This window comes from Holdemania massiliensis (genome assembly GCF_022440805.1).
Taxonomy (GTDB): domain Bacteria; phylum Bacillota_I; class Bacilli_A; order Erysipelotrichales; family Erysipelotrichaceae; genus Holdemania; species Holdemania massiliensis_A.
Genome location: NZ_JAKNTK010000001.1, coordinates 1,934,155 through 1,949,059 on the forward strand (window position 1 = coordinate 1,934,155; position 14,905 = coordinate 1,949,059).

The 14,905-nt window shown below is 49.9% G+C and carries 14 protein-coding genes; 12 read left to right on the top strand and 2 right to left on the bottom strand.

The window, feature by feature from the left end:
• The first annotated feature begins 1 nt into the window (after nucleotide 1).
• Together gltA and MCG46_RS08825 are read left to right on the top strand one after the other, a co-directional pair.
• Nucleotides 2–1,378: an NADPH-dependent glutamate synthase gene (gene gltA / locus MCG46_RS08820; RefSeq protein WP_240279459.1), complete on the top strand. Its 1,377-nt coding sequence runs from the start codon at nucleotides 2–4 to the stop codon at nucleotides 1,376–1,378.
• 78 nt (nucleotides 1,379–1,456) lie between these two features.
• On the top strand, nucleotides 1,457–2,107 hold the full coding sequence (locus MCG46_RS08825) for an HAD family hydrolase (protein WP_240279462.1): 651 nt from the start codon (nucleotides 1,457–1,459) through the stop codon (nucleotides 2,105–2,107).
• A gap of 125 nt (nucleotides 2,108–2,232) precedes the next feature.
• Here the strand turns inward: MCG46_RS08825 and MCG46_RS08830 are convergent, their stop codons facing one another.
• Complete coding sequence (locus tag MCG46_RS08830; RefSeq protein ID WP_240279464.1) at nucleotides 2,233–3,303, bottom strand: metallophosphoesterase; 1,071 nt, start codon at nucleotides 3,301–3,303, stop codon at nucleotides 2,233–2,235.
• Nucleotides 3,304–3,546: 243 nt separating this feature from the next.
• Between MCG46_RS08830 and ltaE the strand changes: the two genes are divergently transcribed.
• From ltaE to MCG46_RS08855, 5 genes are all read left to right on the top strand, one after another.
• A complete protein-coding gene (gene ltaE / locus MCG46_RS08835) occupies nucleotides 3,547–4,575 on the top strand; it encodes a low-specificity L-threonine aldolase (RefSeq protein WP_240279466.1) in 1,029 nt (342 codons plus the stop codon).
• Complete coding sequence (locus tag MCG46_RS08840) at nucleotides 4,575–5,822, top strand: aminopeptidase P N-terminal domain-containing protein (protein ID WP_240279468.1); 1,248 nt, start codon at nucleotides 4,575–4,577, stop codon at nucleotides 5,820–5,822. The genes ltaE and MCG46_RS08840 overlap by 1 nt, the downstream gene beginning before the upstream one ends.
• A 3-nt stretch (nucleotides 5,823–5,825) precedes the next feature.
• A complete protein-coding gene (locus MCG46_RS08845; RefSeq protein ID WP_240279470.1) occupies nucleotides 5,826–7,811 on the top strand; it encodes an alpha/beta hydrolase family protein in 1,986 nt (661 codons plus the stop codon).
• A 211-nt stretch (nucleotides 7,812–8,022) separates the two neighbouring features.
• Nucleotides 8,023–8,856 (top strand): ADP-ribosylglycohydrolase family protein, encoded by an 834-nt coding sequence (locus tag MCG46_RS08850; protein WP_240279472.1) that lies wholly within the window; start codon nucleotides 8,023–8,025, stop codon nucleotides 8,854–8,856.
• A gap of 46 nt (nucleotides 8,857–8,902) precedes the next feature.
• Nucleotides 8,903–9,400 carry a GNAT family N-acetyltransferase gene (locus tag MCG46_RS08855; RefSeq protein ID WP_240279474.1) on the top strand — a complete coding sequence of 166 codons (498 nt, stop codon included), beginning with the start codon at nucleotides 8,903–8,905 and terminating at the stop codon, nucleotides 9,398–9,400.
• 58 nt (nucleotides 9,401–9,458) lie between these two features.
• On the opposite strand, the gene MCG46_RS08860 is transcribed toward MCG46_RS08855, so the two are convergent.
• Entirely contained in the window at nucleotides 9,459–10,439 is a 981-nt protein-coding gene (locus MCG46_RS08860) for a metallophosphoesterase (RefSeq protein WP_240279476.1), read from the bottom strand.
• Nucleotides 10,440–10,566: 127 nt separating this feature from the next.
• Between MCG46_RS08860 and MCG46_RS08865 the strand changes: the two genes are divergently transcribed.
• The 5 genes from MCG46_RS08865 (at nucleotide 10,567) to MCG46_RS08885 (ending at nucleotide 14,899) form a co-directional block, all read left to right on the top strand.
• A complete protein-coding gene (locus tag MCG46_RS08865; RefSeq protein WP_240279478.1) occupies nucleotides 10,567–11,739 on the top strand; it encodes an MFS transporter in 1,173 nt (390 codons plus the stop codon).
• Between the two features lie 94 nt (nucleotides 11,740–11,833).
• Entirely contained in the window at nucleotides 11,834–12,601 is a 768-nt protein-coding gene (locus tag MCG46_RS08870) for an HAD-IIA family hydrolase (protein ID WP_240279480.1), read from the top strand.
• 8 nt (nucleotides 12,602–12,609) lie between these two features.
• A complete protein-coding gene (locus MCG46_RS08875; RefSeq protein WP_020223409.1) occupies nucleotides 12,610–13,143 on the top strand; it encodes a YqaA family protein in 534 nt (177 codons plus the stop codon).
• A 267-nt stretch (nucleotides 13,144–13,410) separates the two neighbouring features.
• Nucleotides 13,411–14,127: a gamma-glutamyl-gamma-aminobutyrate hydrolase family protein gene (locus MCG46_RS08880; RefSeq protein WP_240279482.1), complete on the top strand. Its 717-nt coding sequence runs from the start codon at nucleotides 13,411–13,413 to the stop codon at nucleotides 14,125–14,127.
• 247 nt (nucleotides 14,128–14,374) lie between these two features.
• Entirely contained in the window at nucleotides 14,375–14,899 is a 525-nt protein-coding gene (locus MCG46_RS08885) for an NUDIX domain-containing protein (protein WP_240279484.1), read from the top strand.
• Nucleotides 14,900–14,905: the final 6 nt, after the last annotated feature.

Genomic DNA, 14,905 nt, shown 5'->3' on the forward strand with positions numbered 1-14,905 from the left:
GATGCCGAATATGCAGAATGAAAAAACACCAATGCCGCTGCAGGAGGGCTTGGTGCGGATTACAAATTTTGATGAAGTTGCGCTAGGTTATACCGAGGAACAGATGATGAACGAAGCAGAGCGTTGTCTGCATTGCGTCAATCATCCATGTACCACGGGCTGCCCGGTTTCGGTCATGATTCCCGATTTTATCAAAGCGTTAAAGACAGGAAATATTGATGAAGCTTACGGTGTGATTACCAAGACCAACAGCTTCCCGTCGATCTGCGGCCGTGTCTGTCCGCAGGAAAACCAATGTGAAAAGAACTGCGTTCGGGCTATCCGCGGAGAAGCGGTGGCGATTGGCCGGCTGGAACGATATGTCGCAGATCATCATACCCCAAGCGTACCGGAAAAGCCGCAGGCCAATGGAATAAAAGTGGCGGTTGTCGGTTCCGGTCCGGCGGGTTTGGCATGCGCTGCGGATCTGGCCAAGGAAGGCTTTGCGGTTACGATTTATGAAGCGCTGCATGAAGCCGGCGGCGTTCTGCGTTATGGGATTCCGGAATTCCGTCTGCCGAAGCGGATCGTTGACGAACAGCTCGACCAGCTGAAGCAGTTGGGCGTGACGATTGAAACCAATGTGATCGTCGGCAAGACCTTGACGATGCAGGAGTTAGAAGAGGATGGTTTCCAGGCCGTCTTCATCGGCAGCGGTGCCGGTCTGCCAAAGTTTATGGGCATTCCAGGTGAAACCGCAGCCGGGGTATTCAGTGCCAATGAAGTGCTGACGCGCGTCAATTTGATGAAGGCCTATCGCGAGGATCATCTGACGCCGTATTATCAAAGCAATCATACGATTGTGGTCGGCGGCGGCAATGTTGCGATGGATGCGGCCCGCTGTGCCCGTCGTTTAGGCAAAAAGGTAACCGTGGTTTACCGCCGGTCACTGGCGGAGATGCCGGCCCGGAAAGAAGAAGTCGAACATGCGATGGATGAAGACATCACCTTCATGACACTGCATAATCCAGTTGAAATTTACAAGGATGAAAAAGGCTTTGTGAAAGGTGTGAAACTGGAAAAGATGGAACTGGGCGAGCCGGATGAACGCGGACGCCGTTCACCGGTACCGACGGGGGAAATGATTGATTTAGTCTGCGATTGCGTTATCATGGCGTTAGGAACCTCCAGCAATCCGCTGCTGGTTCGCAGTGAACCGCGCTTGCAGACAAATCCGCGGGGCTGTCTGATCGTGGATGAACAACAGGAAACGACGATGAAAAACGTCTATGCCGGCGGCGACGCGGTCAGCGGCGCGGCAACAGTTATCCTGGCGCTGGGCGCGGGCAAGCGGGCAGCCGCTTCGATCATCAAAGCGCTGACCCCGAACAAAGCTTAAATTGAATTATTTGCTGCGTTGGATTATCCAAACGCAGCTTTTCTTGTTGCAGGATAAAGGAAAGTTGGTAAAGAATTCATGCAGAACATCAAAACGGTTCTATTTGATTTTGATTACACACTTGGAGATTCGAGTTCAGGAATAGTCATCAGCGTCAATTATGCCTTAAATAAGTTGGCTTACCCTCCTGCAGAACCGCAAGTGGTTTGTTCCACTATCGGTTTATCTCTGCCAGAGACTTTTCTGCGCTTAACAGGCTGTCATGACCCCTTGAAAACCGCAGCATTTGCCCAATTTTTTAAAGAAAAGGCAGATGAGGTGATGGTCGCGCATACAAGTCTTTATCCAGGGGTACAGAATTTACTTGTTTCATTACGATCACGACAGATTTGTATCGGGATTGTCTCAACAAAATATCATTATCGAATCAATCAAATTTTAAGTCATAATCAGATTTCCAAGCTCTTTGATGGAATCGTAGGTGCTGAGGATGTTGTCAACCCCAAGCCAGATCCGCAAGGGGTGCTGATGATGATGGAACAGTTCGCAAGTACACCGTCAAAAACACTGTATGTTGGCGATAGCCTAGTGGATGCGCTAACGGCCCAGAATGCTCAGACTTTGTTTGCAGCGGTATTATCAGGCCCGGCTTCCGCCGAAGCATTTCAAGTTTTTCATCCCCTCGCTGTAATGTCGAATTTATCTGAAATTTTAACATTGCTGGATTAAAGAAAAGTGCAAAAATCCAGAACTTGAGCGCGGAATCGAAGCTTTGAGATGATCAAAGAAAAAGGCTTCTGACATTCTTTGATCAGAACGCAGCAGCCAATTTTGAATAGAATAAGAGTTCAGCTTCATTCACTTTGCGGTTTGAAATGCAGTGTAACCCGCAGCACTTCACTTTCCGTTCCCAAGCGAAACGGCAGACCCCATGTACCGGTTCCGCTGGTGACGAAAGCCTGCGGTGAAGTATCACAATGACCAACAACACAGGGATAGGCTATTCTGACAGCCAGGGAAAACGGGACAACCTGCCCAGCATGCGTATGGCCTGACAATTGCAGCAGCACAGCCGGGTTTTTCTCTTTCAGCTTCGGCTGATGATCTAAAACAATCCAGTCCGCTGTTGAATTACCGATCAGTTCGTCCAGAGAACGGCGGGGCTGAGATCGATCCTGCCGCAGCAGCAGCTTGAGATGCTCGCCGAGGCTTATGCTCTGATCGCGCAGCAGCTGAATGCGGCTGGCTTGGAGCTGTTGGAAATAAGCTTCATGAAAACGCTGATGGTATTCATGATTTCCGGCAATCATATAAATTGTCTCAAGCTGGGACTGGTTGATTTTGTCAATGAACTGCTGCAGCTGGGAGGGTGTTGTGTATTCATCAAATAAATCCCCTAATATCAGCACAGGCTGATCCGGGGTTTCCTCTAAGATCTGGATCAGTGAATCAATCTGCTTTCCTTGAATCGCGGTGCCTAAATGCAGATCAGAGATCACTGTGAAATGCAGATCATCATGGTTAAACTGTGAGGTCAATGTCAGCTGTGTTTCATGGACGACAAGGGTATGGGCCTGCTGCCAGCCGATCAGTCCCACGCCCGCGCTTAAAAGGGCACTGCAGAGCAGCCAAATAAATATCCAGGTATTTTTTCCGCTGCACCAGCGCTGGACTAATACCAGAATCAATGTGGAGATCACAAGCATAATCAGGCTGGCCAGCGCCAGTATTTGAACCAACTCCGTTGAGCCTAAGGGTAGCGGCATAAATCGGGCGATAAGGACAAAAACGGCCAAACAATCGAAAATCTGAATCTGTCTGCGGATCTTTTCTGAAACTCGGCAGCGCTGCAGCACCCGCTGCTGCAGTACCAAGCACGCCAGAATTCCGATTAAAACCAAGATTAAAATGAATTTGAGCAGCATGTTATCACTTCCTATGAATTAGGATACCAAAGAAAATGAAAAATCTTCGGCGGAAAAATGAAAGAATTTTAAAAAGTTTGTGGATTGCAGGAAAAGGAATGAAATAGAAAGAAATTTCTCTTTTGAAAATTGTTTCATGATGAAATTGAAAAAAGATCATCAAGAAGTCAAGGAAACCCGGGAAAAGACTTTAAAAGCCAGGCATTTTTTTCTATAATGAAGATCAGAATTGGAGTTGAAATCATGAAAATACTCGATTTGCGCAGCGATACGGTGACCCAGCCGACACCGCAGATGCGCGAAGCGATCGCCAATGCGGTCGTCGGCGACGATGTGTATGGCGATGATCCGACGATCAACGAGTTGGAACATCAGGCAGCACAGCGGTTGGGCAAAGAAGCGGCACTGTTTGTTTCCAGCGGGACGATGGGCAATCTGCTCGGCGTTCAATCTCAGACCCAGCGTGGGGATGAAGTGATCCTAGGGGCGCGCAGCCATATTATTACGCATGAAGTCGGTCATCTCGCTCAGATCTGTCAATGCATGGGACGGACGATTGACAATGCCGATGATCGGATTTATCCAGAAGACATTCGCAAGGCGCTACGCCCGGATGACATTCACGAACCGCCGACCACGTTGGTATGTCTGGAAAATGCGTTGTCCAACGGCACAGTTGTGCCGCTTGCGCTTATGCAGCAGGATTATGCTGAGGCAAAAGCGGCCGGATTGAACGTCCATCTTGATGGCGCACGGCTGTTTAATGCCGCGGTGGCCTTAGGCGTTGACGTGAAAGCACTGGCGGACTGTGCAGATTCAGTCACATTCTGTCTGTCGAAAGGCTTATGCGCGCCGGTCGGTTCAATGCTGTGCGGAAGTCGGGATATGATCGCCCGTGCACGGCGCAACCGCAAACGGATCGGCGGCGGCTTGCGGCAGGCCGGTTTTCTGGCGGCGGCGGGATTGATTGCCATGAATGAGATGAGCCTGCGTTTGGATGAGGATCACGCCAATGCCAAAGCCTTAGCGCAGCAGCTTGACGCACTGGAAGGCGTGGAGGTTGCTCAGGATCAGCTGGATATCAACATGATCTTTTTCAGGCTAACGAATTTGGCGGATTCATCGCGGTTTGTCAAAGCGCTGAAAGAGCAGGGAATTTTGATTAACGATGCGGATCACGGTGTTTATCGGCTGGTGACGCATTGGGGCATTGAAGCCGCGGATTTGCCGCGGATTGCGGCAACGATTGAACGTTGCAGAAAGGAAATGTAATGGATTATAAAACACGCAGAACCCGGGTCATGGAAGCGATGCCGCAGGGTTCGCTGGCTTTGTTTTTTTCCGGAAAAGCTCCGGTGCGCTCTTTGGATGAAGCGTATCCGTTTTCAGTGAACCGGAATTTCTACTATCTGACGGGTCTGGATCGTGAAGCGATGACCTTGGCGCTGATTAAAAACGGGGATCACGTGCAGTCCGTGCTGTTTATCGAACCGTTTGATCCGCTGCAGGCCCGCTGGGTCGGCGGCCGGATGAAGCCGGAGGAAGCTCAGCAGCAGGCGGATGTCGATGCGGTTTATCCTAAAGATGAGATGCTGGATTTCATTCATCGTCAGATGAAGCTGAACCGCGGCAATCGGCGGATGAGCGTCGGTCTGGATCTGGCCAAGGAAAGCTGGGAAGAGCCGGATGATGCCGCTCATCAGTTTGCCGGTCATATCCGGAAGCATTATCCAAGCGTGGATCTGGTCAATCTGCATGCGGCTTTAGCGCAGTTAAGAATGATCAAGGATGAGGATGAACTGAATTTGATGCGTCAGGCACAGGAAGCGACAATCACTGCAGTGAAGGTGATGATGCGGCATTGCGCCCCGGGCATCAATGAAACAGAACTGGAAGGTGTTTTCGATTTTGCATTAATGAAGCAGGGCGTGCGCGAACATGCGTTTCCGACGATTTGTGCTTCCGGCGCGAATGCAACGATCCTGCATTACAGCTGCAACAACGAGCTGATCGAAGACGGAGATCTGGTTCTGTGCGATCTGGGCGGGGCAATTGGTCATTATTGTGCTGATATCACGCGAACCTATCCTGCAAACGGCCGCTTCACGCAGCGTCAGAAACAGATTTACGATATTGTGCTGGAAGGTCAGCGGCGGGTGATCGCTGCGATTCGGCCAGGCCGCACGCTGCGGCAGCTCAATCAGGTGCTGGTCGATTTTTACAGTGAACAGCTGGCAGCGATCGGCTTATTGGAGCAGGGCATGACTGTGCGCGATTATTACTTCCACAGCGTATCGCATCATCTGGGACTCGATACTCACGATGTCAATATTGCGAATCTGCCGTTAGCGGCCGGCATGGTGATTACGGTTGAGCCGGGGCTGTATCTGGAAGCAGAAGGTATCGGCATCCGCATTGAGGACGACATTCTGGTAAGCGAAACCGGGGCTGTGAATCTCAGCGAAAAGCTGCCGCACACAACCGAAGAAATTGAAACGTTCATGAATAAGGGGGAATAAACAATGGACAAGATTCAACGAGATGAATTTTACAACTACCGCTTTTTATCCAATCTGACCGTATCGCCGGAAAAAACGGCGGCGGCTCTGACAGTCTGGCAGGCTGATCCGAAAAACAACGGTTACACCAGCAACATCTGGATCCGTAAGGAGCAGGGTTTTGTGCAGCTGACGGCGATGGATAAGGAAAGCAGCTTTATCTTTGAAGATGAAAACACAATCCTGTTTGCGGCCAGCCGTGACAGTCAGGATGCAAAGAAAGCGGAGGCCGGAGAACCTTACACAGCCTATTATCGCATTCCATTAAACGGCGGGGAAGCGGTCAAAGCCTTTTCCGTTCCGTTAAAAGCGAGCGGAATCTGGAAGCTGGATGCGGATCTTTATCTGGTTAAAGCGCGTACGGATGCAGCCATCGGTGATTTTGCGGCGATGAGCGACGAACAGCGTGAACAGGTTATGAAGACTAAGAAAGAGAATGTTGATTATGAAGTCTTTGATGAGATTCCGTTTTGGGCCAATGGCGGCGGCTTTACCAATAAATTAAGAAATACGCTGTATGTTGTCGACGTTCAGGCCAATACCTGCACGCCGATCACCGCGCCGTTGTTTATGACCGGCGATGTCGATGTGAAGGCGGGTCAGGTTCTGTATACCGGTGAGGAATATACGAGCCGGCCGCAGCGCAAGGCCTCCGTCTATCTGTATGACGTGAAGACCAAAACAACAAAATGCGTTTACGATAAGAAAGAATATTCAATCCATGAAGCGCGTTTCTTCAAGGATCAGATTGTTCTGGCAGCGGCGACGACAACACGCCATGGCAACAACGAAAACCCGTATTTGTATAAGCTCAATCCGGCGACCGGCGAAGTCACGCTGTGGGCAGAATATGAGTACAGCATGGGATCCTCTGTCGGTTCTGACTGCCGTTATGGCGGCGGCAACGGCTTTGCGGCAGATGATCAGGCTCTGTATTTTTTAACAACACGCGAAGACAGCTCGCATTGCTACAAGATGGGGGAATGCGGCTGCATTAAGCCAGTGATTGAGCTGACGGGTTCGATCGATCATTTTGCTTTGGCAGACGGCAAGATTCTGTTTGCGGGCATGATCGGTCAGAAGCTGCAGGAGATTTATGAATATGATCTTGAAACTCAGACAACAACGCAGATTTCAGATTTCAATGAAGCGGCGTTAAAAGATAAGTATGTGGCTGTGCCGCAGCGCGTCAGCGTGGTTTCCGAGGGCACGACGATCAACGGCTGGGTGCTGCTGCCGAAGGATTATGATCCAGCTCAGAAATATCCGGCAATTCTGGACATTCACGGCGGCCCGAAAACGGTTTACGGCGAAGTGTTCTATCATGAAATGCAGGTCTGGGCCAATGAAGGCTATTTCGTCTTCTTCTGCAATCCGATCGGTTCGGATGGCCGGGATAATGAATTCGCAGATCTACGCGGCAAATACGGAACCTGCGATTATCAGAACATCATGGACTTCACCGATGAGGTACTCAAGCGCTATCCGGCGATCGATGAGCAGCGTGTCGGAGTTACCGGCGGCAGCTATGGTGGATTTATGACGAACTGGATCATCGGCCATACTTCCCGCTTTGCAGCGGCTGCTTCCCAGCGCAGCATCGCCAACTGGATTTCCTTCTACGGCGTTTCCGATATCGGCATGACCTTTGGTCCGGATCAGCAGGCTGGCAACATCTATGATGATAATGAGAAGCTGTGGGAGCATTCACCGCTCAAATACGCCCGTGCCTGCACGACGCCGACCTTGTTTATTCATTCGGATGAAGATTATCGCTGTCCGATGGCGGAAGGTCTGCAGATGTATACAGCCTTGGTGGATCTGGGCATTGAATCCAAACTAGTCTATTTCAAGGGTGAGAATCATGAACTGAGCCGTTCCGGCAAACCGCTGCATCGGATGAGAAGACTCAATGAAATCACCGACTGGATGCAGTCCCATTTAAAATAAACTTTTATTTCAATAAAACGGCATGCCTCTCCACGGATGCCGTTTTTTCTGATATTTGATCGGATAGCAATATCAAAAATAGGATCTGTTAATAGGCGCAAAATAACGTATAATTAAGTTAAACAATAAACCAAAGGAAAAATAGATGGAAGTAGTTTTGGCTTTTCATTCTTAAAGCCGAGTTATTTCTTATCTTTTTAAGGAGGTCAGGATGGACAATCAGACAAAAGATCGGCTGCGCTCTGCGATTGTTGGTTTGGCGATCGGGGATGCCTTAGGCGTACCGGCAGAATTTCAGCCGCGGCATACTTTCCATATCAGTTCCGTGACCGGCTATGGAACGCATCATCAGCCGCCAGGTACGTGGTCAGATGATACAAGCATGACGTTGGCGACCTGTGATGCAATTCGGATGTGCGAAGGCCGTGTCGATCCGGAAAGAATTCAAGAAGCCTTTGAAAATTGGCTCTTTCATGGAAAATATGCAATTGGCGGAATTGTGTTTGACTGCGGCTTTACAACTGGGCAAGCGTTGTCCCGCGGCCAGGGCTTCGATGATTTTAAGTCCAACGGCAATGGCTCACTGATGCGGATCCTGCCGCTGGCTTTTACGAATGCGGATGCGGCGATGATCGAAAAAGTCTCTGCGATAACGCATGGTCATGCGATATCCGTGCGTGCCTGTCAGATTTACATTCAATGTGCCCGCCGCCTGCTTGCCGGTGAAAGTCTGGAAGCAGTGATTTTGTCCTTATCCGAGAACGAACCGTTCGAGCGCTTAGGACACTTGTTTCAAATGAAAGAGGCAGACATTCGATCCAGCGGATATGTTGTAGATACGCTGGAGGCGGTTTTATGGTCTTTGGCCCAGAGCCATAGCTTTGCCGAAACAGTGCTGACGGCAGTGAATCTGGGGGAGGATACCGATACTATCGGAGCCATTGCGGGAGGATTGGCTGGCATTCTTTATGGAATGGAAGGCATTCCGGCACAATGGCTGGATCTGCTGCGGGGCAAAGAGCTGATTGAATCCTGTTTGTTTTAAGCCGCATAGAGCAAAAATCGCATAAGAAAAGAGGAGAAGGATAAATATGGAAGTGACAATTCGTGAACTAAGAAAAGATGAATATCCGCAGTTAACAGATTTTCTCTATGAAGCGATTTTTGTTCCGCCGGGAACGCCAAAACCTGAGCGGGCAGTGATCCATGAACCTGAGCTGCAGGTCTATGTTGAAAATTTTGGATCAGGAAAAGCCGACTTTGCTTTGGCCGCGGAAGTAGAAGGGCGCTTGGCTGGCTGCGCCTGGACGCGGATCATGAACGATTACGGACATCTTGACGAACAAACGCCTTCGCTGGCGATCGCTGTCTTTGAGCAATATCGGGGCAGGGGAATCGGGACGAAACTGCTTAAGACCCTGTTGATTCAGCTACAGGAATCGGGTTATTCCCAAGTTTCCTTATCGGTTCAGAAGGCGAATTTTGCCGCTCAGCTCTATCAGAAACTGGGATTTCAGATTATTAAGGAAAACGCGGAGGAGTGGATCATGGCTGCTCCTCTAAACCCGAAGAAAAAAGAAACGCTTTGACGGGTTTGTTCGCTAAATCCATTCGCTGCGTTTCTTTTACTTTTGGTTATGTTACAAGCTATTCCTGGGGGTTTTCTTCCGGCTGATCCTGCGGTTCTTCGGGTGCATCATTCGGATCTTGCTCAGTGGAATTCCCGTCGTTGCCCGGCTCGGAATCCTCAACCGGAACCTCACTTGGCACAGGTTCGGCATGAACAAGACGATAAACAACAATTTCGGCCGGAGAGAACAGACGCACATCCATGCGCGTAGTGCCGGTACCATTGGTAATATCTAAGAGAATATCATCGACCTGATGCTTGCCGCGATAGTAAATCTCCGCATAATTAGCCCGATAAAAGGTTCCTAACAAGGGGATATAGACCTGACCGCCGTGGCTGTGTCCTGCCAGCATCAGATCGGTCTGATCCTGCGGCAGCTGCAAAACCGTATCCGGGGTATGGCATAAGGCAATCGTAAAGCTGTCCGGAGAAATGTTCTGATAGGCCGCTTCCGGATTCGGGTTGCCCAGCATTTCACTTTCCAAGCCGACTAAAGAGATCGACTGCGTTCCGCGGTTGCGGATTTTGACGGATTGGTTATTCAGCACCTCAAAGCCCGCTTCAAACAACAAATGACTGACCATGTCCGCGCTGCTCTGGGATTCCAGATCATGGTTGCCTAAGACTGCGAACTTGCCCAACGGCGCTTTGAGCTGGGTTAAAGCCCCTTTCAGTGTATCCATCGTCTGATCATCAGGCCAGTGGTTGGCAGGATGATCAAACAGATCGCCGCCGAATAAAATCACATCGGCCCCCACGCTGTCAATTTTGGAAATCAAAGCTTCCAGCCGGGCTTCGTCAACGAAGGCGTTATAATGAACGTCGGAGAAAAATAAAATTTGCAGTCCGCTGAGGGCTTCCGGAATCTTTTCGGAACTTATCGTTTCCGTTCGGATGCGGATCTGTTTGGGGGCGATCTCTGTGGCGTCCAGATAAAGTACGCCTGCTCCGGCAAGCAGAAGCAGCACGATTAAGATTATTTTCAGGATTTTCTTCATGAGAACTCCTTTCGTCACTCTATTTTATCATAAGCTTACGGTAAAAAGAATCGCGAAATCTGGGGAATTTACGGAATGGCTGTGAATGATACTAAAGCGTGGGGGAACACTAAATCCGAGGTGGATTATGAAGAAAAAATCAACTGCCGCCCGTTTTAACGGGCTGTTTCTGTTTTCTTATGCAGCCGGAGCGATCGGGACGACGCAGACCATTCCCTATCTGGTATCGATGGGTTTTGAAGGTGTGCAGAAGGGAATCATTCTGTCCGGCATGGCAATCTCAACGCTGGTGACACAGTTCCTGTTCGGCTATCTCTCCGATAAATTTAAAGGCTGCCGCTGGTTTTTCTTAATCAGCTTCGGCATCTTCTTTGTCGGAGATGTCGTGCTGTTTGGGTTTCGCTGGCCGCAGTTCTGGTATTTACTGGCGATGATTTCGCTGACCGGCGGCATTGCCCGAACCTGGCAGGGGCTGGAAGATACCTGGGTGCTGCAGATTGATGAAACCAAGCCGGTATATAGCCGCATCCATGCCTGGGGAGCCTTTGGCTGGGCGATCGGCAGTTGGGCCGCTGCGATCTTGTTAAATTGGCTGGATTTTCCGGTGATTGCCGTTTTGGTCTTTTTCAGCAGTGGGGCAGCGCTCTATTTTGCCTGGAATCAGGAGGATGCCAAGCGGGCCAGCGGCAAGGTTGTCAAGCTTGCGGATTTAAAAGAACTCGTTAAAAATAAGGCCTATATCCTGCTGGTGTTGATACTGTTGGTGTTGTTTGGTATGGGCACGGCTGATATGTATATCGTTGTCGACAAGGTGATGGCGATCGGCGGAACCAGCTTTCACGTCGGGGCAAAATGGGGACTGCAGTCGCTAATGGAGATTCCGATCCTGTTAGTCGGGGATAAACTGATGAAGAAATATGATCCGGCCAATCTGATGCTGGGCGCTTCCGTACTGTTCGGCGTTCGCTTTATCGTGTACAGTCTGATCCAGAATCCCTGGTGGATGATCGCGGCGGCCGTCTTTCAGATGGTTACCTTTCCAATCATCATTATCAGTTCCAAGCTGATGATTGATGAGATCATTTCGGAAAAGCTGAAATCCAGCGGTCAGATGGCGGCGATGAGCGTCTATATGGGCATCTCCCTGTTAGTCATGCCGGTGTTCTGCAGCAGTTTGTCAGAAGCAATCGGCTGTGATCCGGCTCTGTTGGTAGTCGCCGCCTTTGCCTTGGTGGCGATTGTCTTGATTTTGATGTTTAAAAAAGTTCGCGGACCGCTTAAAAAAGGAATGCAGAAATAAGCTTTCAGCCGGGGCTCATCCGGCTTTTCTTTTGCTTGAAAGCCGAGGGACTTTATGATACGCTGTCCAAGGTAAAGTAAAGGAGCGAAAGAGGATGACAAAAAAATGCTACCTGTTGGATTTGGACGGCACGATGTATCGCGGTACAGCGATCATTGAAGGGGCGAAAGTCTTTGTTGATCATTGTTTAAAGGAACATCTTCCTTTCTTATTTTTGACGAACAATTCCGGCCGGACACCGCGCCAGGCTGCCGATCACATGTTAAAAATGGGCTATCGGGGAATTGAACCGAAGCATTTCTATACCTCGGCGATGGCGGCGAGCGATACGATGATCCGCCGCTTTCCGGAAAAGAAACGGGCCTATATGGTCGGTGCTGAGGGTCTGCGCGAAGCCCTGCTGAACAATGGTTATCAATTAGTTCAGGATCACGCGGATCTGGTCTTTATTGGATTGGATAAGGAAGGAACCTGGGAAAAATATTCACTGGCGCTGCGTCAGGTGCTGGCGGGGGCAATTCTGGTCGGCACTAACAATGACCGGATTCTGCTGAGTGAAGAGGGAGCCAACTGCGGCAATGGTTCGACTGTCGCCTTGATGGAATATGCCAGCTCCCGGGAAGCGGTCAAAATCGGCAAGCCCCATGAAGCCATCATCACCGGCGCTCTGGCCTATCTGGGCTTGCAGAAAGAGGACGTCATCATCGTTGGCGATAACATGGAAACGGATATCTTATGCGGCGTTCAGGCTGGAATTGAAACGATCTTAGTGACGACCGGCGTTCATGATCGGCAGGCCGCGGCGGCATATTCCTTCGCTCCGGATCATATAATTGAAGACCTGAGGGAACTCATGGACTAAGGAGGAGGATGCCTATCGGCGTTCTGGAATGGATCAAAAACGGCGGACTTGTACTGTATGCCTGTTTCAAGGCGTTTCTGCCGCTGCCTTCACTGGAGGTTGTGCTGATTCCGCTGATTCTGAAAAACCCGGATGGCTGGCTGCTGTATGCGCTGGAAGGCGCGGTGGGGACAGCTGTGGGCGGATGGATCGGCTATCAGATCGCACGCCAGGCTCAGCAGGCTGTGCTCAGAAAGTTTGCCAGCGAGAAGCAGATTGCAGCCGGGAAAGAATTGATGGACCGCTATGGCGTGCTGGCTGTGTTTATCGGCGGGGTAACCCCGATCCCAGATTTTCTGTTGGCGTATCTGGCGGGCATGACGCAGATGGCGCTGATTCCGTTTCTGCTCAGCGATGGAACCGCGCGGTTACTGCGCAGTGTTCTGATCGGCTGGTGTATACGCTCACTGGGGTATGTGGTGGATATTGAACGCTGGGGCACGGTGATTTCCTTGGTGATGATCGCCTGGCTGCTGCTGCGCTGGGCGCGCAGCGATGAGTAAAGCCAAGAAAAAAGGCCTCCGTTCCAAAAGGCCTTTTTCCTTGTTTATAAGGGGATAGAATGTTCTGTACGATAATTTTTAAAGGGGATATTATGTTAGTTCGTAGGAGAAGAGGTTATCGTACAGGCAAGAGGTCTTCTCTTTCTCTTGCTGGTATAAATATACCAAAGAAGTATAGGCGAAATATGTCGAAATTGTGTTAAAATGTGTGATTTTTTTTAATCTTTGATTATAATGAAACAGAAGAATAGAAATGAGGATAAAGAAATGAAGAAACCGATGATTGCTCTGACTGCCCGAAGCGGCGATTTTGACGGACAGACGCGAATCTTTGACAATCAGACTTACTTTGATGCGATTGCGCAGGCCGGCGGGATTCCCGTCCTGGTCACCTATGGTGATGATGAAGATTATAAGATGATTGCAGAGCGCTTTGACGGTTTGATGGTGACAGGTGGGGAGGATCTGGATCCGGCGCTGTTTCATCAGCCGGCTCATCCTTCACTGGAGCTGACAGATCCGCGCCTGGATACGCTGGATCTCAGGCTGATTCAGCTGTTTGCCGCCAAGGGAAAACCGATCTTAGGCATCTGCCGGGGGATTCAGAGCATCAATGTCGCATTTGGAGGCACGCTGATTCAGGATCTCAATACCCAGTATCCAGCGATGCGCGCAGCCGGCCATCAGCAGCACAAGGCGGTGCCGAAGCCGGCCATGGATGCGACGTTTCATGACAACACGTTTGTCGAGGGGACGAAGCTGTACGCTATGTTTGGTTCACGCCATGCGGTCAACAGCTATCATCATCAGAATATTGATCAGGTTGCGGATGGATTTGTCGTTTCTTCCTGGAGCGAGGATGGCCTGGCCGAAGCGATTGAAAAAGATCAGATTCTGGCCGTGCAGTGGCATCCTGAACGGTTGATAACAGATCCGTGTCATAGAGCAATCTTTGAATCTTTTATTCAGGAATGTCGGAAATAAAATTTATACAAAATCCGTAAAGTGTCTATAAAAACCGTTTAGTTAAGCCTTTTTTCAGAATTTGTATTGACAACGAAGCGTAAATTCAGTAAGATTCTATCAGGTCGAAGGACCTGGATTGATTCATCTGTTATTGTTTTTCCCCCACCCATTCAAACAATAATAGATCCCCCCCAAGAGATCGAATCAATTCTGATAAGGACATCTTCGGATGTTCTTTTTTTGATTTGAAGAAGGAGGAGAAGGCATGCGGTGTCTTGGCGTTTTTGAAGATACAGTCGATCCAGAACAGCCGATTTTAACTCTGCGCAAAACAGCGCGGGTGTTTGTCATCAATCCGCAAGGGAAAGTTGGGATGATTCATGTCAAGGGAGAAGATGAGTTTGGCCAGCGTGATCATCTGGAAAGCTGCGGCGGCGGAATTGAAAGGGGAGAGAGTCCAGCTCAGGCAATGCTTCGGGAAGCCCGCGAAGAACTGGGCGTCATGCTGCGGGATTGGGTTGAATTGGGCTGGATCGAAGATGAATATCATCGGCTGCAGCGGCGCAATCACAGCACGTTTTTCGCAGCCCATTGTGAAGCGGGCTTCCTGCCGAGAAATCTGACGGCGATGGAACAGGCGATGATGGCGGATCCGGTTTGGCTAAGTCCGCAGGAAATTCATCAACGGCTGGATCCTAAGAAAAATCAGGGCATTGCGCTGCTGATCGCGCAACGTGATTTCTGCGCTTGGCAGGAATTGCTGCGGCGTAAAATCATAGTATTCAATTAAAAAGAA